This window comes from Deefgea tanakiae (assembly GCF_019665765.1).
GTDB lineage: Bacteria > Pseudomonadota > Gammaproteobacteria > Burkholderiales > Chitinibacteraceae > Deefgea > Deefgea tanakiae.
Genome location: NZ_CP081150.1, coordinates 247,439 through 268,623 on the forward strand (window position 1 = coordinate 247,439; position 21,185 = coordinate 268,623).

General features: G+C 45.4%; 18 protein-coding genes. 13 read left to right on the top strand and 5 right to left on the bottom strand.

The features are described from left to right. Window positions 1–59: 59 nt before the first annotated feature. From K4H28_RS01205 to K4H28_RS01225, 5 genes are all read right to left on the bottom strand, one after another. Entirely contained in the window at window positions 60–1,985 is a 1,926-nt protein-coding gene (locus K4H28_RS01205; RefSeq protein WP_221006458.1) for a chemotaxis protein CheA, read from the bottom strand. Between the two features lie 27 nt (window positions 1,986–2,012). Beyond that, the gene (gene cheZ / locus K4H28_RS01210) at window positions 2,013–2,762 is read right to left on the bottom strand and encodes a protein phosphatase CheZ (RefSeq protein ID WP_221006459.1); all 750 of its coding nucleotides are present in this window, start codon (window positions 2,760–2,762) and stop codon (window positions 2,013–2,015) included. Window positions 2,763–2,798: 36 nt separating this feature from the next. Next, the gene (cheY, locus tag K4H28_RS01215) at window positions 2,799–3,188 is read right to left on the bottom strand and encodes a chemotaxis response regulator CheY (RefSeq protein ID WP_027469243.1); all 390 of its coding nucleotides are present in this window, start codon (window positions 3,186–3,188) and stop codon (window positions 2,799–2,801) included. 75 nt (window positions 3,189–3,263) lie between these two features. Further along, on the bottom strand, window positions 3,264–4,211 hold the full coding sequence (locus K4H28_RS01220) for a chemotaxis protein (RefSeq protein WP_221006460.1): 948 nt from the start codon (window positions 4,209–4,211) through the stop codon (window positions 3,264–3,266). Window positions 4,212–4,246: 35 nt separating this feature from the next. Continuing rightward, window positions 4,247–5,197, bottom strand: a complete 951-nt coding sequence (locus K4H28_RS01225; RefSeq protein ID WP_221006461.1) for a chemotaxis protein — start codon at window positions 5,195–5,197, stop codon at window positions 4,247–4,249. A 198-nt stretch (window positions 5,198–5,395) separates the two neighbouring features. Here K4H28_RS01225 and K4H28_RS01230 point away from each other — a divergent pair, with 198 nt between their 5' ends. The 13 genes from K4H28_RS01230 (at window position 5,396) to fliF (ending at window position 21,176) form a co-directional block, all read left to right on the top strand. Further along, window positions 5,396–6,568, top strand: coding sequence for a sensor histidine kinase (locus K4H28_RS01230; protein ID WP_221006462.1), 1,173 nt, complete (start codon window positions 5,396–5,398; stop codon window positions 6,566–6,568). Window positions 6,569–6,662: 94 nt separating this feature from the next. Then, window positions 6,663–6,968, top strand: coding sequence for an STAS domain-containing protein (locus K4H28_RS01235; protein ID WP_221006463.1), 306 nt, complete (start codon window positions 6,663–6,665; stop codon window positions 6,966–6,968). Between the two features lie 6 nt (window positions 6,969–6,974). Continuing rightward, window positions 6,975–8,699, top strand: coding sequence for an ATP-binding SpoIIE family protein phosphatase (locus tag K4H28_RS01240; protein ID WP_221006464.1), 1,725 nt, complete (start codon window positions 6,975–6,977; stop codon window positions 8,697–8,699). A gap of 483 nt (window positions 8,700–9,182) precedes the next feature. Further along, complete coding sequence (locus K4H28_RS01245) at window positions 9,183–9,548, top strand: response regulator (RefSeq protein WP_221006465.1); 366 nt, start codon at window positions 9,183–9,185, stop codon at window positions 9,546–9,548. Between the two features lie 24 nt (window positions 9,549–9,572). Then, on the top strand, window positions 9,573–11,714 hold the full coding sequence (locus K4H28_RS01250; RefSeq protein WP_221006466.1) for a chemotaxis protein CheW: 2,142 nt from the start codon (window positions 9,573–9,575) through the stop codon (window positions 11,712–11,714). Between the two features lie 12 nt (window positions 11,715–11,726). After that, window positions 11,727–12,206 (top strand): chemotaxis protein CheW, encoded by a 480-nt coding sequence (locus K4H28_RS01255; protein ID WP_221006467.1) that lies wholly within the window; start codon window positions 11,727–11,729, stop codon window positions 12,204–12,206. Window positions 12,207–12,219: 13 nt separating this feature from the next. Further along, window positions 12,220–14,979 (top strand): methyl-accepting chemotaxis protein, encoded by a 2,760-nt coding sequence (locus tag K4H28_RS16880; protein WP_221006468.1) that lies wholly within the window; start codon window positions 12,220–12,222, stop codon window positions 14,977–14,979. A 116-nt stretch (window positions 14,980–15,095) separates the two neighbouring features. Continuing rightward, entirely contained in the window at window positions 15,096–15,962 is an 867-nt protein-coding gene (locus K4H28_RS01265) for a CheR family methyltransferase (protein WP_221006469.1), read from the top strand. Then, entirely contained in the window at window positions 15,962–16,576 is a 615-nt protein-coding gene (gene cheD, locus K4H28_RS01270) for a chemoreceptor glutamine deamidase CheD (RefSeq protein ID WP_221006470.1), read from the top strand. Before K4H28_RS01265 ends, cheD begins: the two co-directional genes overlap by 1 nt. A 24-nt stretch (window positions 16,577–16,600) precedes the next feature. After that, entirely contained in the window at window positions 16,601–17,683 is a 1,083-nt protein-coding gene (locus tag K4H28_RS01275; RefSeq protein ID WP_221006471.1) for a protein-glutamate methylesterase/protein-glutamine glutaminase, read from the top strand. 8 nt (window positions 17,684–17,691) lie between these two features. After that, on the top strand, window positions 17,692–19,029 hold the full coding sequence (locus tag K4H28_RS01280) for a sigma-54-dependent transcriptional regulator (RefSeq protein WP_221006472.1): 1,338 nt from the start codon (window positions 17,692–17,694) through the stop codon (window positions 19,027–19,029). A gap of 74 nt (window positions 19,030–19,103) precedes the next feature. Continuing rightward, window positions 19,104–19,427, top strand: coding sequence for a flagellar hook-basal body complex protein FliE (gene fliE, locus K4H28_RS01285; protein WP_221006473.1), 324 nt, complete (start codon window positions 19,104–19,106; stop codon window positions 19,425–19,427). A 27-nt stretch (window positions 19,428–19,454) separates the two neighbouring features. Then, the gene (gene fliF / locus K4H28_RS01290) at window positions 19,455–21,176 is read left to right on the top strand and encodes a flagellar basal-body MS-ring/collar protein FliF (protein ID WP_221006474.1); all 1,722 of its coding nucleotides are present in this window, start codon (window positions 19,455–19,457) and stop codon (window positions 21,174–21,176) included. Window positions 21,177–21,185: the final 9 nt, after the last annotated feature.

The following is a 21,185-nucleotide window of genomic DNA, read 5'->3' on the forward strand; positions in this document are numbered from 1 at the left end:
ACCGGCGTATACGCCGTGCTCCTAGTAAGTTTATTCGTTATTTGTAAATATATAACTAATTAAGTAAATTGCTCTATGAATCGAGATGTTTTGATAGCAGCAGAATCTGCTGTATCTGACGCGAGTAGGTCTTCCATATCTAGCACTAAAACAATAGAACCATCTCCAGATAAAGTAGCGCCAGCAACACCTTTAGGTCGAATGTTCTGTAGTGGCTTAATGACAACATCATCTCTACCAATAAAGCTATCCACGGCTAAAATAAAAGAGTGTTCAGCAGACTGCATTAAAACACCAAACTGCGGAAGCTGAACTTCATTCCAGCCAATCAGGTGAGCTAAAGAGCGAACTGATAAGATCTCGTCACGTACTACAATAGTTGCACGACCAGAGACTTCTTGTACTTGTTCTTGTCGGATTGTAATAATCTCTCGAACCATTGCAAGTGGGACTGCAAATGGTTGATCGCAGACTTTAACAACGAGTACAGGCAATATGGCAAGGGTTAGTGGAAGTGAAATCGTGAAGCGAGAGCCTTCGGCAACTGTCGATTGAATGTCAACGCGGCCATTTAGTTTTTGGATATTTGTTTTTACAACATCCATTCCGACACCGCGACCTGATACGCTTGAAATCTGATCTTTAGTCGAAAAGCCAGGTAGGAAAATTAATTGCAAGCTTTGTTTGTCATCTAGGCTATTTGCCGTTTCAATATCAATCAGGCCTTTTTCGATGGCTTTGCGTCGAATTACATCAGGACGCATACCGCGGCCATCGTCAATAATCTCAATCCGAATATGGTCTCCAACTTGAGTCGCGGTTAGTTCGACTACTGCTTTCGCAGGCTTGCCACTTGCAATTCGTTCTTCAGTCGTTTCAACACCATGGTCTACTGCGTTGCGCACCAAATGGACTAAAGGATCATTTAAATCCTCAAGCATCGTTTTATCTAGCTCTGTTTCTTCACCAGAAATGACTAGTTCCACATCCTTGCCCATTTGACGGGCTAAATCACGTGCTAAACGAGGATATTTTTGGAACAAGCGACCAATTGGTTGCATCCGTGTTTTCATCACCGCATTTTGCAAGTCGCCAACCAGTAGGTCTAGCTGCCCGATTGCTTCATCAAGCGCTTTTAGCGTTACTCCATCCATCTTGCCGGACATAATGTCCGCACGTAGGGTGGTAAGACGGTTTTTTGTTAACCCAATTTCACCTGATAAGTTTAAAACTTGGTCTAGTCGTACAGTGTCAATACGAATTGTTGTTTCTTGGGTTGCGAGCTGTTGAGTATTTGCTTGAGCTCGCACATTACTTGTTGCCGCAGGCGCGGGTTTTAGGCTTTGCATAGGCTCTAAGAATGGGCTCGCTGTTATTGGTTCTTCCACTTGTTCTGGTTGAGCGTCTTCAATTACCTTTGATTCAGACTGAATTAACGTTTGAACAGGAGCAGGCGTGGTCTCACCTAATAGGGCGTTGTATAAATTCGGCCAATCGGGCTCTGTTTTGGTTGAGGTTGACAGTGATTCGACAGCAGACATAACAGGGAGGGCATTTGGAGTACCAACCGATACTGTAGGAGAGTCTGCTTTTCTCCCCTCCAATACATCATCTAGTGCTTTCAAAAGTGCAGGATCGGCAGGTGCAGGCTGCCTGCCTTGTGACATTTCACCAAACATTTCGCGAACCACACCGGTAGCAGCAAGTATTTCATCCATGATTTCAGGATCTAGAGTGAGTTCGGCATTACGGAGTTTATCAAACAGATTTTCTGTTCTGTGGCATAAGCTAACCATAGAGTCGACATTTAGAAAACCAGCGCCACCTTTGATGGTGTGAAATCCACGAAAGATGTCATTCAAAAGCGCCTTGTCGTCTGGTCGTTTTTCTAGCTCAACAAGTTTATTGTCAACCTCAGATAAGAGCTCTGAGGATTCTGTCAAGAAGTCCTGCAGTAGGTCTTCCATTCCGCCGAAAACACTCATGGTGTACCCCTTGTGTGCAGAAAGATCTCAGAATCCGAGGCTTTCTAGCAAGTCATCAACTTGCTCTTGGTTAGTAACAATATCTGTACGCCCTTCCACGCTGACTACTGGCCCATTAAGTAGGCTGGCATCATCGGTTTTAGTTGGTCCTTGTGGATTAAACATCAGCAGGAAGTCAAGCAAATGGCTTTCCATGTCTTTTGCCATACTGAGAACCCGCTTAATAACTTGCCCTGTCAGATCTTGGAAGTCTTGGGCCATCATAATTTCCAGCATTTGACTGCTAACTTGTTCTGATTGTTGAGCTGTAGTTGATAAATGAGTTCGCGTACGCTCTACTAAATTTTTGAATTCATCAATACTAAGCTCGTGCTTGTAGAATTGATCCCACTGTGCTGAAAGGCGTTTTGAGCTTTCAGTGATATTGTCTTGCAGGGGCTTTGCTACATCGAGTGCATTTAATGTCCGCTCAGCTGCTTGCTCGGTCATCGTTGCAACATAAGATAATCGATCTCTGGCATCTGGAATTGAAGCCGCAGCAGATTCCAGCGATTTATCCAAACCTAGTTCGCGTAGCGTGTCATGTAGTTTTCTTGTGATTTGCCCAATATGTGAAAACATTGATTTAGCTGGTTCATCCATCGCCACTGAATGCTCGGATGTAGATTTCAACTCAGATTCTGTTGTGCTTACATCACTAGAATTTGACTGAACTATGCTATCAAACAGTGCTTCAAGATCGGGTGAGTCCCCGTTATTTAATGCATTATCGCTCACAGTGCCTCCTGCTTTCGTGTGTTATGGTGCTGAAAATTATTTCGCCATATTTGCAAAAATTTTCTTCAGCTTTTCATCTAGTGTGGCAGCAGTAAAGGGTTTGACCACATAACCGCTTGCCCCTGCTGTGGCGGCTTCAATGATATTTTCTTTTTTTGCTTCTGCGGTAACCATCAAAACAGGTAAATGCTTTAGTTGAGCATCTGCACGAATTGCCCTAAGCAATTCAATTCCTGTCATATTTGGCATATTCCAATCTGTAACCACGAATTCAAACTGGCCATTTTTTAACTTATGAAGCGCAACTTGCCCATCTTCGGCTTCATCCACATTGGTGAATCCGAGCTCCTTTAGAAGATTCCGGACGATGCGACGCATAGTGGAAAAGTCATCCACCACGAGAAAACGCATGTTCTGATCTGCCATAACTTAACTCCAGTAGCGCTATCACTATTGATAAACGCGCAAAATAAATGTGCAACAAATAAACGAAGAGTTGAACTAGCTTTGGCTGCTCAACATCGGGGAAAGCGTGTCAGCTAAAATCAGGGCATCAAATTTTGCAACATAAGCATCTACGCCTACACTGGCACCCATTGCTCGATTTGCATTTGATGACAATGATGAGTGCATGACCACTGGAATACCTTTAAAACGATGGTCGGACTTAATGTGCTTTGTAAGAACATATCCATCCATTTCTGGCATTTCAGCATCTACTAATATTAATTTTAATTTGTCTCGCAAACTTTCGCCATCGTGAACAGCCCGATTTGCTAAATTTTGCAATTTATCCCAAGCTTCCTTGCCGTTGTTCGCTTGATGATATTTGATACCGATTTTATCCAGAACACTGATGATTTCTTTTCGTGCAACCATAGAGTCATCAACGAAGAACATGAACGTTTCAGGATGAATTGTCGTTGGTGGTAGGTCTGGAATAATTGGTTCACCAATCACGGTAGCTAAAATTTGCTCAACATCCAGAATGGATACTAGCTTGCCATCAGGTAATTCGGTAATGGCAGTAATAAGAGCTTGGTTACCTGCAAGCATAGTTTCTGGAGCACGGACTTTGTCCCAATCCACACGAATAATACGATCGACGTCGTGCACTAGAAACGCTTGAGTGTGCTTAGAGAATTCAGTAACAATCATTGTGCTCGTTGCATCACTTGCCGGCTCCTCATTAGTTGCAATAAACCGGGCAAGTGAAATGACCGGGATGATATTGCCACGTAAAGAAAGAACGCCTTCTACACCATGAGGCATGTTTGGTGTTTTAGTGATTTTTGGCGTTTGAGAGACTTCGCGAACTTTAAACACATTGATACCAAAAATTTCGCGAGTTCCTAGTGAGAAAAGTAGGATTTCCATCTTGTTGGAGCCCGCAAGTTTAGTGCGCGCATCTACGGTATCTAGTAAGTTTGCTTGTGGTGGCTTGCTCATGGGTTACCTCGTCTTTGTGCTTTTGGCGCTTTGGTCTATTCGCGACGCAAAAAATTCATGATGCTTTCTGAAAGTTTATGTGGCTCAAATTTCGCTACATACCCATCTACACCGACGGATTGGCCGAGTTTTTGGTTAGATAGCCCAGATAGCGACGAATGCATTAGCACTGGAATCCCAACAAAGCGTGGATCACTTTTGATCTGTTTTGTGAGCATATAGCCATCCATCTCAGGCATTTCTACATCAGTTAAAACTAGGTGAACAAGATCTTTGACCATTTTGCCTTGTACTTCTGCAGACTTAGCTAGTTTTAACAGTTCATCCCATGCTCTTTTGCCATTGATCGCATGCATGTGGTGAACGTTCATTGCATCAAGGGTTTGTTCAATTTGACTTCGTGCTACTAAAGAGTCATCGGCAAAAAATACTGTTTTGTGGCTGATACTTGCGTCACTGATGACTGCAGCAGTATCGATGGTATTGCTCTTTTGAGTTGTTTCCGCAAGCACTTTTTCGACATCGAGCATCATTACTAATTTGCCACTATCAAGTTCGGTTACCGCGGTGACTAAGCCGCCCATTTGCATAGTCAGCATATCTGGGGGGACCCGCATCACAGACCAGTCAAGGCGCAAAATAGTATCTACTGCTTCAACTAGAAAGCCTTGAGTATGGCCGTTGTATTCTGAAACAACCATAATTTCAGGTTTACTGTCTGTGATAATACCAGCGTATTTTGCTAGGTCGATGACAGGGACCAAAACACCACGTAAGCTGACCATACCTTCAACAGAAGAAGGCATATCGGGCGCTTGCGTGATTTCAGGGGTTCGCATTACTTCACGAACTTTGAATACATTAATTCCGAACGTTTCTCTTCGGCCCGATCTTTGGTCTAGGCCTAAAGTGAAGAGTAAAATCTCAAGTTTGTTGGTCCCTGCCAATTTGGTACGGGCGTCAATATTTTTTAGAAGGTCTGACACGACTCTACTCCAAGCGGCTAAGGGTGAATTGAATAATGCATTATCGGCCTAGGATTACAAATATACAGCGGTTAAACAATATTTTTTGCAAAGTGGCTGTTTTTAAAGGGTTGCTGTCGATGGGTAAGTTGTATGTTTAGTCCATCGTTGTTAAATCTTTATAATCCATATTCGTAAATGCAACAAGGATAGTTATCTATGAATTCACAAGATGATTTGATTGACCCGCGAAATTTAGAGGAAGCATTTGCTTTATTCACTGCAGCCTCGGAGCAGTTGTCCTTAGCTTACGCTGACTTGCAAGGGCAGGTGACTACCTTAACTGAGCAGCTAGAAGTAGCAAATGGCAAATTATTAAGTGAGTTTAAAGAGAAGTCTGCATTGTCGAGGCGTTTGCGGCTTTTGTTAGATCGCTTGCCTGCAGGTGTACTTGAATTAGATTCAACTGGCCGTGTCTTGGCTCAAAATTTGGCTGCAAAACAGATACTGCGTTGTGAGGGTGATGTGGTATGGCCGCAGATTGTCAAAGAGCAAATGCAGTTGACTTCTGAACCAGGTGTTTCAGAGTATCGGTTTGGGGATCAGAGTTCATATCTTTTGTTTGAAGAAGTCGATGTGCCAGAAGAGCATGTGCGTTTAGTTTTGCTTCATGATGTTACTGCGGCACACGAGATGCGAGGGGCATTAGCTCGACATGAGCGGCTAGCTGCGATGGGTGAGATGGCTGCTGGGCTTGCTCACCAGTTGAGAACCCCGCTTGCGACGGCCCTTTTGTATAACGGACACTTGAGTCGACAGATTTTATCTGAACACGATCGCATTCGATTTGCGCAAAAATCACTTGATCGTTTGCGTCACCTAGAAACTTTGATTCAAAATATGTTGAGATTTGTGCGTGGGCAACAGCAGTTGACAGATGTTTTAGATATTCGCTTTGTGATTCAAGATGCGGTGCAGCACGTTTTGCCACAGTTTGAGTCAAAAGGTGTAAGTTTGGCGGTGAAAGAGACGTTGGATCCTTTGTGGGTAAAAGTCAATGCAAGGGAGCTTTCTGGATGTTTGGCAAATATTTTTGAAAATGCACTCTATGCATCAAGTTCTGGTCAGTCAGTTTTTTGTGAGGTAGTCGTTACTGCCGATGTGCTTGTGTTAGAAGTTCGAGATAAGGGCTGTGGTATGTCTGATGAGGTTAGGAATCGTCTATTTGAGCCTTTTTTTACCACTCGCAAGGACGGTACCGGTTTAGGGTTGGCGATTGTACGAAACTTAGTTACATCGTATGGTGGTGATATAAGTGTTGAATCTAGGCTTGATTTTGGGAGTTCTTTTAAGATTTGCTTGCCACTAGCGATAGCGGCAACTAAGGTGTGAATGGAGTCGTTTTATTTGCTGATTCTGTGAGTTGAATAGTGAGTACTAGAGCGATATCTAAAATATTTACTACAAGTTAATAGGGTTAAATCGTATGACACCTACCGTGCAGATTGAGGGTAATGTTGGTCGTGTAATTTTGTCGGGGCAGTTCGACTTTAGTGCGCATCGAGAGTTTCGGCAGGTGTGCGAGACCTTGATTGCAAATCCTGAGATCAAAGAGGTATTGGTCGATTTTCAAAACGTGAACTATCTAGATAGCTCTGCGCTTGGGATGTTATTGCTCTTGAAGGAAAAGATTTCAGCAGCGAGTAAAAATTTAGCACTTGTGAATTGCCGAGATACAGTCAAACAAGTATTAGAAATTGCATGCTTTGGCAAGATTTTCACAATTAGGTAATGTGAGATGAAAATCTTGGTGGTCGACGATACAGAGGCCATATTGCTACTGATCTCGCGCTTCGTTGAGGCATTGGGTCATTGTGCAGTATTGGCTCGAAATGGACTTGAGGCCGTAGAGCAGTGTCGTCTTGAACAACCAGATTTGGTGCTTATGGATGTGATGATGCCTGTCATGTCCGGCCCTGAAGCTGCAATTTTGATTAAAGAAGAGTCCGGTGAGCGATGGGTGCCGATTGTCTTCGTAACTGGAATTGGTGAAGAAAATGCCTTGGCCGATGCCATAGAGCGTGGTGCTGATGACTACATCAATAAGCCTGTCAATTTCCGGGTGCTTGAAGCAAAACTAAAGGCATTTGGTAGGACTTTAGAGCTTAACCGAAAAGTTCGAGAGCAGTCAGAGCGACTTGCTGACTACTACGAGAATGCGGAAGAAGAAAAGCGTGTTGTACGTCATTTGATGGAGCAACTCGTAAACTCTGAGCGCTTATCTGATCCGCAACTACAGTATTTGTTGTCCCCTGCTGAAAGTCTTTCTGGCGACTTAATCGCTTCTGCACGAACTCCAGGTCGAGCGCTTCACGTTATGCTTGCTGATGGCATCGGTCATGGCTTAACCGCGGCCCTGAATGTACTTCCCCTGACACAACCGTTTTATAGCATGACCGAAAAAGGGTATGCGATTGCCGATATCTTGCTGGAGATGAACGATAAAGTTCGTCAAGTGCTTCCAGTGGGGCGGTTTGTCTGCGTAACCTTAATTTCAATCGATGAGGCAACAGGTTGCATTGAGGTTTGGAATGGTGGAATGCCAACGGTATTTTTATTAAATGAGCTTGGCGACGTTATTTCCGAATGCCGTTCAAAGAACTTACCGCTAGGTATTGTGCCGTCGCATTCAATGGATTTTTCGCCGGAACGTTTTTATTCGAATGGCGCAGGCTTTGTTGTTGCATATTCGGATGGCTTGGTAGAGGCAAGAAATGTCCAAGGTGAAGAGTTTGGTGTTGAACGGTTGCTAAATTTATTGAAAAAGCCTAGCGATAACAAGCCCATTGAGTTTTTTCAGGATGAATTTGCTTCCTTTTTGAAGCAGGAGAAGCATCACGACGATGTCTCTTTGGTGCTGGCGACATTTGGCTGTATTGCTCAGCGTGAGCATCGTGTTGCGAATGTGCTGTCTTCGGATTTGAGTCAATCATTTACGGCTGATTTTGCAGCTAGGAATGAGAATAGTTGGCGCTATAATCTGGTGCTCACGGCGTCAGAGCTAAAATATCTCAATACGATTCCGTTTATGATGACCTTTGTTAAGGAAATCAAATCACTGGCTGGCTCGCAATCTGATGTGTTTTTGATTTTGACGGAGCTGTTTTTGAATGCCGTTGATCATGGCCTTTTGGGTATGGATTCAAAGATTAAACAAGATCCCGATGGTATGGAATACTATTTGACCGAACGAATGCATCGCCTATTGGCTTTGCAAGAGGGGCATATTGAGATTGACTTAATGGGGGTCGTATTGCGGGGGCAGGAGGTTCTGCGTATTCGCGTAAAAGATAGTGGGCCAGGGTTTAATTGGTCGGAAACATATGGTGATGCAGAGCATGTTAAACCCGTGTATTCATTTGGCCGTGGAATCTCTTTAGTTAAGGCGTTGGCTTTGCGAGTTAATTATATTGGAATTGGTAATGAGGTTGAAGTTTATTACGCACCTCAGAGTAATTCATAACTCTAATCATTGATCTTCTTGTTTTAAGTGCCGCTCTAATTAACGTTAAGCGGCATTTTTACTTTTTGGCTGCTTCATTTCGATCAGTTTTTAATTCGCATGGATGGGGTGGTACCGAGTGCACTCTATAAATTATCCATTCATTAATCATGCCTTGTTGGGTATGTGTGTACTGTTTATATTTTATGCTGCTTAAATAGATATACCCTTGTTTTTTTCTTAATGAAGCGCATTTTTGTATTGCTCTAGAATCAGCCTATTTCTATTTTGTCGGCTTTAGCTGTACTTTTTTGCGGTTCGCGTAATCTTTTGCTGCGCGGATCGTAAACTTGTCTATAGTAAATGAAGTTTCAATTGTACGAACTGCAGATTATTAATGCATATAACGATTGTTTCTGCATTTTCGTTTCAGTAGTCCAGTATCAATTAAAAATCACTGCGCAGTAAGTTTCGGTAAATTGATTATGTATTAAGGGGGGCAGTATGGCTAAAAAAGTACTTACGGTGGATGACTCAACCTCAATTCGACAAATGGTCGCATTTACGCTTAAAAGCGCTGGTTATGAGGTGGTTGAAGCTGCAGATGGCAATGCGGGCGTGACTCAAGCAAAAAATCAGCAAGTGGATTTAATTCTGACCGATCAAAATATGCCAGGTATGGATGGCTTGACGCTGATTCGCACTGTTCGTGCATTACCTCAATATGCCAGCACTCCAATCCTTATGCTGACCACCGAGTCGAGCGATACGATGAAGCAACAAGGTCGTGCGGTGGGGGCGACGGGATGGTTGGTTAAACCGTTTGATCCGCAAAAATTGCTTGAAGTCGTCCGTAAAGTCATTGGTTAGATCACCCGCAGTAAGGAGTTGGCTATGACAATTGATATGAGCCAGTTTATTGCTGTGTTCTTTGATGAAGCAGCAGAGCATTTGGCAAGTCTTGAGGCCTTGTTGCTTAAATTGAATGTCGCAAATCCAGACGCTGAAGAACTCAACGCCATTTTTCGTGCCGCGCATTCGATTAAGGGCGGTGCGGCAACATTTGGGTTTAGTGATTTAACCGAAGTAACACATATTCTTGAAAATCTACTCGATCGAATTCGCAAGCATGAAACTGTATTGCGTCCAGAGATGGTAGATGTGTTCTTGCGAACGGGTGATGTACTCCAAGACATGTTGGCAGCTCATCGCGGTCAAGGCGATGCGGACGCGGAAGCCATCGTGCAAGTCACCCGAGAATTAGCCCAATTTTCAAATGAAGATAATCCAGCATCTTCTAATGAACGCATTTCAATTGAAATTGCGGCTGGCGATGAATTTGATATGGCCGCCCTGCTGCGTGAGTTAACCAGTCATGGTGAAATTATCGACTATGAGCACGGCGACAATGCACGACCATGGCGATTTCGCATCGACTCCACTCAAATGAGTGCCAGCATTCTTGATTCAATATCGTTTTTAATCAACCCAGAGCGAATTTCTATCTCTGAGGGTGAGGAGTCAGATGCTGGCTATGGTTTATTTACGCCAGCGGAAAAATCGGAATCCACGTCTGCTGATGAAGCCTATGGTTTCTTTGAGCAAATCACTAAGCCTGAAGAAACCACGAATGATGGCTATGGTTTTTTTGAGCCACTCCCTGTCAAAAAAGATGCGCTGGTGGAGGGGGAGGGATTTGGTTTCTTTGTGCCTGCTGAGTCATTGCCGATTCGAGAGACGGTCGTACCACAGGCTGAGGTGGCCGTTACATTAGTCTCTGAATTAAATCGACGCAGTGGTGATCGAGTCGCTGCTGATAGAGCCCCTGCTGGCGATAAGAGTGATACCTCAATTCGGGTTAGCGTAGAAAAAGTTGATCAGCTACTCAACTTAGTGGGCGAGCTCGTCATTACGCAGTCGATGCTGGCGCAAAACGCGCTGCAGCTTGACCCCGTTTTGCATGAAAAACTACTTTCAGGAGTGGCGCAACTGGAACGCAACACCCGCGAGTTACAAGAGTCAGTCATGTCAATTCGGATGATGCCGATCTCTTTTGTGTTTAATCGTTATCCTCGCCTAGTTCGCGACTTGGCGGGCAAACTCAATAAGCAAGTTGAACTGCGCATGATTGGTGAAAACACAGAGTTGGATAAGGGCTTTATCGAAAAGCTATCCGATCCAATGACGCATTTGGTTCGCAATAGCCTCGATCATGGGCTTGAAACCCCCGAGGTTCGCCTAGCGAAAGGCAAACCAGCCCAAGGGAATCTCACGCTCAAAGCCTTTCATCAAGGCGGCAATATTGTCATTGAGGTGAGTGATGATGGCGCTGGTCTTAATCGTGAACGAATATTAGCCAAAGCCAAAGAGCGGGGCTTTAATGTTAGTGATTCAATGCCCGATTCCGAAGTGTGGATGCTAATTTTTGAGGCTGGATTCTCGACCGCGGCCGAAGTGACGGATGTTTCTGGGCGTGGGGTAGGGATGGATGTGGTGCGCAAAAATATCCAATCTATGGGCGGACGCGTAGAAATTCAATCTATGGCGGGAGTTGGTTCAACGATCAGTGTTCGCTTGCCGCTGACTTTAGCCATTTTGGATGGTATGTCGATTGCGGCATCCGATGAGCTTTATATTATTCCACTCACATTTATTATTGAATCGCTGCAGCCGCGTGTGATTGATATTAAAGGCATGGCTGGGCGTGGCAATGTCATTAATGTACGTGGAGAATATTTGCCATTAATTGCACTGTATGAAATTTTTAACTTGCCATCAAAAGTCAACTCATTTGAAGAAGGGATTGCCATTATTTTGGAAGCAGAAGGGCAGAAGATCGCTTTGTTTGTCGATAATTTATTGGGCCAGCATCAAGTCGTTGTTAAAAATCTTGAAACCAATTATCGCCGAGTTCCAGGCGTAGCAGGTGCGACCATTATGGGTGATGGCCATGTTGCATTTATTCTCGATGTTGCGGCTTTAGTGCAAATGGCGCAGCAAATTTCTCCCCCGAATTTAATACCTGTTGCTGCATAAGGAGGAAATATCATGGATGCTTTAATGAAAGATGATGATGCCAATCGTGAATTGCTGGTTTTTGCATTGGGAAAAGAAGAATACGGCATTGATATTCTTAAAGTACAAGAGATTCGTGGTTATGATGCCGTAACTGGCATTGCGAATGCACCAAATTTTATTAAGGGCGTTATTAATCTGCGTGGCAATATTGTGCCGATTGTTGATTTGCGAATTAAGTTCAGTTTGGGGAATGTTGTTTACGATCAATTTACTGTTGTAATTATTATTAATGTTTCTCAGCGCACTATGGGAATAGTAGTAGATGGGGTGTCGGATGTGATGACTTTAGCCACGGATCAACTCCGCGCTGCTCCTGAATTCGGATCTGCGCTCGATACAGCTTATATTTTAGGATTGGGTACGGTTGAAGATCGAATGATTATTTTAGTGGATATCGAAAAACTAATGACCAGCGCCGATATGGCGTTAGTTGAAGCTGTTGCGGCTTAAAGGAGAATGACCCATGAATAATTTAACATTTAGTCGTCGTTTGTCATTCGGTATTGCAGCTATTGTCGCTATGCTGGTGATTTTAGCCGCGGTGGCTTATAGCGCCAGCAGTCGTACCAAAGCAGATATGGAGCACTTATCGGGTGAAACCTTACCGCTGGTTATTGATGGCCAACTACTGATTAACGAAGCCAATACCATCGCCCGTTCTTTACGTAATATGCAAATCATTGGCTTTGCTACTGCTGAAGATAAAAGCAAATCGGCAGAAGAATGGGAGCGTGTAATGGCTTCTAGATCAACAATTAAAGGAATTTTAGAAAAGATTGAAGCAACGGCTAAGCAAGCTAATGATGAGGCTGCATTAAAAGACCTAGCCGTAATTTCGGAAAAACGAGCCATTTTTGTTGGCGCACAAACAAAGTTTAAGGCGCTGTTTGATGCGGGCGATGTGGCTGGAGCGCGTTTATTTGTCATGGGCGAGTTGCGAGATAGCTTCAATACCTACCGAGATGAAATTCTGGCCTTGAATAAACTAGAGCAAGAACAGGCGATTTCTCGTGCAAAAACATTGGTTGAATCGTCACAAGGCACGCAGACCACCATTCTATTCGCGGCGGGCTTAGGTCTGTTATTGGCGGTGGTGATTGCAGTGTTGTTGCTGCGCCGTGTTCGTCAACAATTAGGTGGTGAGTTGGAAACTTTGCAGTCGGTGATTGAGCGGATGGCGGCGGGTGATTTGAGCCAAGATGTGCAATTAGCTGCTGGAGATAACGGTAGCATGTTGGCACAAGTGAATACCCTGCAACTCAAACTTCGTGCCAATGCCAAAACAGCATCAGAGAATGTTCGTATCAAAATCGCGTTGGATTCAGTTTCAACCAGCGTGATGATTGCCGATGCCGAACGGAATATTATTTACTGTAATCGGGCTGTGGATCGCTTGTTAGCGACGGCCGAAGCGGATATCCGTAAAGACCTACCGCAATTTAGCGCGCGCAATATCATTGGTGCCAATATCGATGGTTTCCACAAAAACCCAGCGCATCAACGCGGCATGCTTGATCGTCTTACGACAGAGCATCGCGCCAGTATTGTGGTTGGCGGGCGTACTTTTGCCTTGATTGTTAATCCGGTGATGAATGAAAAAAATGGCCGTGAAGGCTATGTGGTTGAATGGTTGGATCGCACCGAAGCATTGGCGGCTGAATTGCGCGAAAAACAACTCGCCGATGAAAACGCTCGTATTCTGGGTGCGCTGGAATCCACATCAACGAATGTGATGTTGGCCGATGAAAACCGCGTGATTGTGTATATGAATAAAGCCGTAACCAGTATGTTGTCTGGTGTTCAAAACGATTTGCGCAAAGTATTGCCGCATTTTGATGTGAGTAAATTGATTGGTACGAATATTGATGGCTTCCATAAAAATCCAAGTCATCAATCAAGTTTGCTGGCAAATTTAACTAGCGCATATCGCAGTCAAATTACGGTTGCTGGTAAGACTTTCCTATTGATCGCTAGCCCCGTATTTTCCAAGGAAGGGAAACGACTAGGCTCTGTGGTGGAGTGGGTTGATCGTACGCAAGAAGTTGCGGTTGAAGGTGAGGTCGGTAGTTTGGTCGATGCCGCAGTGAATGGCGACTTTACTAAGCGGGTCGATCCGACGGGTAAAGAAGGCTTTATGCTGAAGTTGGCCGAGGGCATGAATCAACTCGTGGCATCGAATGAAGCTGGTTTAAACGACGTTGCTCGAGTATTAGGTGCCTTGGCGCAAGGTGATTTAACGCAACAAATTACTGCTGATTATCGTGGTTTGCTGGGGCAACTGAAAGACGACTGCAACACCACAACGGCGCGTTTGGCTGAAATCGTCACCAATATTAAAGAGGCCGCGAGCACGATTAATGTCGCCTCGCAAGAAATCGCCGCGGGTAATAGCAATCTATCTAGCCGTACCGAGCAACAAGCGGCCAGCTTGGAAGAAACCGCCTCCAGCATGGAAGAACTCACCAGTACCGTGAAACAAAATGCCGAAAATGCGCGACAAGCGAATCAACTGGCCATCGGTGCATCCGATATCGCGGTGAAAGGTGGCGATGTCGTAGGGCAAGTGGTTTCGACGATGGCGGATATCAATGATTCGGCGAAGAAAATTGTCGATATTATTTCGGTGATTGACGGTATTGCTTTCCAAACCAATATTCTGGCATTGAATGCCGCAGTGGAGGCCGCGCGCGCTGGTGAACAAGGGCGTGGTTTTGCTGTGGTTGCTTCTGAGGTGCGTAATTTGGCGCAACGCTCAGCGGGTGCCGCCAAAGAGATTAAGACTTTGATTGGTGATTCAGTGCTTAAAGTCGAGGCCGGCTCGAAATTAGTCGATCAAGCCGGTAATACGATGCAGGATGTCGTCGGCGCAGTGCGACGCGTGACGGACATCATGAGTGAGATCTCTGCTGCATCCAGTGAGCAAAGCGCAGGGATTGAGCAAGTAAATCAAGCCATCACGACAATGGATGAAAATACCCAACAGAATGCGGCGTTGGTTGAAGAGGCCGCTGCCGCTGCGGAAAGTTTGGAAGATCAAGCCAACAACTTAACGCAAACTGTGGGCATCTTTAAATTGGTGGCTGGGCAGCAAGTGAGCCGTTCGGCGGTGGCGCGTGTCGCAGCTCCAAAGTTGGGCGCTTCGCGTCCACCGGCAAAGCAAGCACCTGCTGGGCGTTCAATTCCGAAGCTCGGTTCGGATGATGGTGATTGGGAGGAGTTTTAAGCCAGTCCCTGTGGTGCCTTGTTAAACCAAAGGGGCTGCAAGCCCCTTTTTTTGATATGTATGTCATTGTATGCATTAATTAATAACGGCTATGGCCGTATACCATGGGGTGCGTCATGGCTTCAAATCCAGTTGTGAGTAATGAACATGAATTTAGCTATGGTAGTGCGGATTTTAATAAGGTCGTGCAACTGATTTATCAGCGGGCAGGGATCCGCTTAAATGATAGCAAGCAGCAGATGGTCTACAGCCGATTGGCGCGACGTTTGCGGGCCTTAAGTATGAATTCCTTTGCCGAGTATTTGCGGCTATTAGAGCAAAATCCAAATTCAGAAGAATGGCAGCAGTTTACGAATGCGTTGACGACTAATCTCACCTCATTTTTTCGCGAAGCTTATCATTTTGACATGCTGGCCGCTCAAATGCAGGAGAGTAGTTCGCGGCCTTTCCGTGTCTGGTGTGCTGCGGCATCCACTGGCGAGGAACCTTATTCATTGGCGATGACCGCGATCGAAGCCTACCAAGTCGCCAAACCGAACGTAGAGATTATTGCTTCTGATTTAGATACCCAAGTTTTGGCAATCGGAGCCAAGGGTGTCTATGCCTTGGATAAGTTAGAAAAGTTGTCCTTAGAGCGAAAGCGAGGATTTTTTCTCAAAGGGAAGGATGCAAATGCCGGAAAAGTTCGCGCAAAAAAAGCATTGCGTGAGTTGTTACATTTTCAGCAGATTAATTTATTAGATGCAAAGTGGCCCTTAGATGGGCGTTTTGACGCGATTTTCTGCCGCAATGTGATGATTTATTTTGATCAGGCCACACAAAAAATCATTCTGCAAAAAATGGGGCGCCTACTCAAACCCGATGGCCATTTGTATGTGGGACATTCCGAAAACCTGCATTTTTTGTCTGAGTACTATACCTCTTGTGGTAAAACCACTTACCGCCTCACAGAACGTGCGATTCATGAGTGGGGAGGGCGATAATGTCGGTCAAAGACTATGAAGAGGTGCTTGCCCCAACGCTGTATTTTGATCGAAATTTCGACACTGAGGCGGCTAAAATACTACCAGGGGAGTATTACGTTACAGGTCGAGACATGCTGTTGGTGACTGTACTGGGTTCGTGTGTCGCCGCATGCATTCGTGATCCAGTATCCGGTATTGGCGGCATGAATCATTTTATGCTGCCCGAGTCGACAGAGGATATGGCAACAGTGAACGGTTTGTCGACGCGTTATGGCACTTACGCCATGGAGGTATTAATAAATCAATTGTTGAAACAAGGCGCAAAAAAAACACGTTTAGAAGCCAAAGTCTTTGGCGGAGGTAATGTTTTGCGCGGATTTACTGTTTCTAATGTAGGCTTACAAAATGCCGAATTTGTAAAAAGCTTCTTGTCCTTGGAGCGCATCCCGATTGTTGCGCAAGATTTGCTCGATATTTATCCACGTAAAGTGTACTTTTTCCCGCAAACAGGACGGGTTTTAATTCGAAAATTGAAGGCAGTGCATAACAATACGATTGTTGAACGAGAAAAGAGCTACGGTGCTCGTTTAACGCATATGAAAGACGGTGGCGATGTGGAGTTGTTTTCATAATTTGACTGCCGAGGAGTTTCAATCGTGCCAAAAATTAGAGTGATTGTCGTTGATGATTCCGCTTTGATGCGGAGTTTATTAAAAGAAGTTATTGATACTGCGCCAGACATGGAGTGTATTGCAGCCGCGCCGGATCCGATTATTGCGCGGGAAATGATTCGAGAGCTCAATCCAGACGTGATTACGCTGGATGTTGAAATGCCCAAAATGGATGGCTTGGATTTCTTGTCGCGTTTAATGCGCTTAAAGCCGACGCCCGTCTTAATGATTTCATCGCTTACAGAGCATGGTTCAGAAGTTGCTTTACGTGCTTTAGAGTTGGGGGCGGTCGACATTATTCCAAAGCCTAAGCTCGATATTGCGCAAGGTATTCAGAATTATGCGGATGAGATACGAGAAAAAATTCGTATGGCCTCTAAGGCAAAGGTGCGAGCTTTGGCTAAAGAGCATGTCGCTTCACCGAGTCATTCTGCTGATGCGGTGTTGCCAAAATCGGTTCGCCCGCTCATGAAGTCAGAAAAATTAATTATTGTCGGTGCATCGACTGGTGGCACAGAAGCGTTAAAAGAATTTTTATTGCCAATGCCCCCGGATGCGCCAGCAATTTTAATCGCACAGCATATGCCGGAAATGTTTACTAAGTCGTTTGCCAATCGTTTGGATTCTTTGTGTCGAATTACGGTTAAAGAAGCAGAGCATGGTGAGCGCGTTCTGCCTGGGCACGCTTATATTGCTCCAGGGCACTCACATCTGGTGCTGGGTGTATCTGGGGCAAATTATGTTTGCCAATTGTCTCAAGCGCCACCTGTTAATCGTCATCGACCATCAGTGGATGTGCTATTTCGTTCGGCCGCGAATGTGGCTGGGCGAAATGCGGTAGGGGTTATTCTGACCGGCATGGGCAAAGATGGTGCAGCGGGCATGTTGGAAATGAGGCAGGCTGGTGCTTATAATTTTGCGCAAGATGAAGCAAGCTGCGTGGTGTTTGGTATGCCGAAAGAAGCAATTGCGCAAGGTGGGGCTAATGAAGTGGTTCCCCTGAAAGATATGACGCAAAAAGTATTGGCTTGGTTGGCCGCCAATGGTGGCCGAGCATTGAGGATTTAAAGGAATACATGGCTTTACCTGTTTTAATTGTTGAAGATGATGATGCTCTGCGCGAAGCCCTCGTGGATACGCTTGAATTGGGTGGCTATCAAGTGATTGCTGCAGAAGATGGATCTGAAGCTTTGTTGTTATTGGAAACGCATCGCGTGGGTATGGTGATATCTGACGTGCAAATGCAGCCGATGGATGGCAATACACTCTTGTATGAGATTAAGCAGCACTATCCATGGCTCCCCGTGATGTTGATGACAGCTTATGGCGTGATCGATAAAGCGGTTTCCGCACTGCATGCAGGTGCATGCCATTACTTGCCTAAGCCTTTTGAACCCGATTTATTGCTAACGCAGGTTGAGAAGTACGTTCTTCCCGATTTGGGCTTGGACGAAGTACTGGCAGAAGCTCCGATCATGAAGCAGTTGATGGATATTGCTCGCCGTGCCGCGATGGCTGATGCATCCATCATGCTCACTGGTGAGTCGGGTGTCGGTAAAGAAGTTATGGCGCGCTACATTCATCGCCATAGTCCACGCGCTAGCAAGCCTTTTGTCGCGATTAATTGCGCAGCCATTCCCGAGCAACTGCTTGAGTCAACCTTGTTTGGTCATGAGAAAGGCTCATTTACTGGCGCAGCAACGCAGCATGTCGGTAAGTTTGAACAGGCGCAGGGTGGCACTTTGTTGCTGGATGAAGTGACTGAAATGCCTTTGCCCTTGCAAGCTAAACTGTTGCGTGTATTACAAGAACGAGAATTAGAGCGGGTCGGGGGAGTGAAGCCCATCGCTTTAAATATTCGTGTGCTGGCAACGAGCAATCGAGATTTGGCGATCGAGGTGAAAGAAGGCCGATTCCGTGAAGATTTGTTTTATCGCTTGAATGTATTTCCACTCAGAATCCCCGCGCTGCGAGAACGGCAAGAAGATATTTTGCCTTTGGCACGATCTATGCTTTCTCGTTATTCAGTAGCATACCAACGGCGCTTACCCGTGTTCTCTCATGAAGCGGAGCAAGCACTGAAGCATTATGAATGGTTCGGCAATATCCGTGAGCTAGACAATGTGATTCAGCGTGCATTGATCTTGGCGCCAGGGGATGAAATTGCCGCTGAGCATTTGTATTTGCCTGTCGTGTCGGCAAATATTGCCGCCGATATGGCGCTGGATGATGCAGCAGAAACGAAGCCTGTTACTGCCAACATCAAAGACATGGAAAAAAACATGATCTTAGATGCGCTGAAGTCGACGAATGGGGTTCGGAAGGCTGCGGCGGAGAAATTGGGTATGAGTGAGCGAACTTTGCGCTATAAACTAGCTCAATATCGTGAACAAGACGGTAATTTAACAATTTGATGCCACATGGTGCAGGATTTGCTTGCCGCCGCCGCCATGCACCCCTACAATTTTGCCAAGAAGGATAGGTAGTTATGAGCGTGCAAGGAATTGATCAGGTTCTCGGCGAATTAAGGTCGATGTCTGCGCTGGCCTCAGGCCAGTCAGTCAATAATCCGGCAGCAGTGTCGGGCGGCCCTGATTTTGCAGAGTTACTTAAACAATCCATCGATCAAGTGAACCAAGTTTCGCAAGACGCACAAGCCAAACAAGTGGCTTTTCAGTCTGGTGATCCTGAGGCTAATTTACAAGATGTGATGGTTTCATTGCAAAAAGCCAGTTTGAGTTTTCAAACTATGGTTCAAGTGCGCAATAAGCTTGTTACTGCCTATCAAGAAGTTATGAGTATGCAGGTATAAACCTGAGACCTTGAAAATCGGTAAGGTATGGCAGAAGCGGGCGTCGCGACAGATAACACCATAGTTAGAGCAGGAAATATCGGTGGGCTGCGTGAGCGCTTCAACGAGATGCCTGCTGCCCGAAAAATGATCGCGATGGTGATGGTGGCGGTGATTATCGCAGCCGTGGTTGGATCATTACTGTGGTCACGTGAACCGGCTTATCGAATTTTATTTTCCAATTTGCCAGATAAAGACGGCGGCGCCGTTGTACAGTCTTTAGAGCAACTCAAAATCCCGTACAAACTTGATGCGGGCACCATTTCAGTTCCTGCCGATAAAATTTATGATATCCGTTTGAAGTTGGCCGCTCAAGGCCTGCCAAAAGCCGCTAATACTGGCTTTGAGTTGATTGATAATCAAAAGTTTGGTGTTTCTCAATTTGCTGAGCAAGTTAATTATCAGCGCGCTGTTGAAGGTGAATTGGTGCGCTCGATTGAGAGTATCTCTTCAGTAGAAAAAGCCCGTGTTCATTTAGCAACGCCAAAGCAAACGGTTTTTTTGCGTGATCAGCAGAAACCATCGGCATCGATTGTTTTGACTTTACATCCAGGGCGTACGCTCGATGGTGGTCAAATCGCCGGCATTATTCATTTGGTTTCATCGAGTATTCCAGGCTTGCCTGTTAGCAACGTAACCGTTGTTGATCAAGATGGTAATTTACTTTCTCGCTCAGCGGATTTAATGAATAAAGGTACGTTAGATCAGCGGCAATTACAGTATGTCAATCTGGTTGAGCGTGGCTTTGTTGAGCGCCTAGAAACTATTTTGGCACCGATTGTCGGTAAAGGGAATGTTCGCGCCGAAGTGACGGCACAAATTGATTTTTCTGAAGTTGAGCAGACGTCGGAAACCTTCAAACCCAATTCTCCTCCCAACGCAGCGGCAATTCGTAGCCAGCAGTCTTTAGAGCAAAGTGGCCGCTCCTCAGAGGATGCTGCAATGGGGGTGCCGGGGGCGTTGTCGAATCAGCCGCCGGGTGCTGCGACAGCGCCGATTACTGCGCCTGTTGCATCAGCAGCAAGTGGCGTTGTCGCTACAGCAGCGACCAACTTACGCAAAGAAGGCACAACTAACTTCGAGGTCGATAAAACCATTCAGCATGTTCGCCAATCAGTGGGTAATGTAAAGCGTCTATCCGCAGCGGTGGTATTGAACTACAAGGCAGGCAAAGATAAAGATGGCAAATTATCCTATGTTCCGTTTACGCCCGCTGAAATGACGCAAATTAACAATTTGGTTCGTGAAGCTATTGGCTTTAACAAAGAGCGTGGTGATTCGGTCAATGTGGTGAATGCGGCTTTTGCCGAATCGATGCCATTGGAAGAAAAACCATTGCAAGATCGCGCGCTCAGCTATGTGCAAAGCAATGGCCCCGATGTGCTGAAAGCGTTTGTGATTCTGGTTGCGGTATTCTATTTACTCTTCTTTATCGTACGTCCGTTGATGAAAGATATTACGCGCTCACGTGAAGACGCGCGTACCATGGAGCTTGATTTGGGAGAGATGCCAGTGGGTGACCATTTCTCTGCCGATTCTGGGTCCAAGTCAGAAAGCGAAGAAGACCAGCAGAAAATGTCTGCTTTTGCTGACTTGTTACAGCAAGCCAAAGAGTTGGCGAAAAATGACCCTCGGATGGTGGCAACGATTCTGCGCGAGTGGATGGCCAATGCCTCTGATGACAAAGCCGATCCAAATAAAATATCCTGAGCGAGGTCC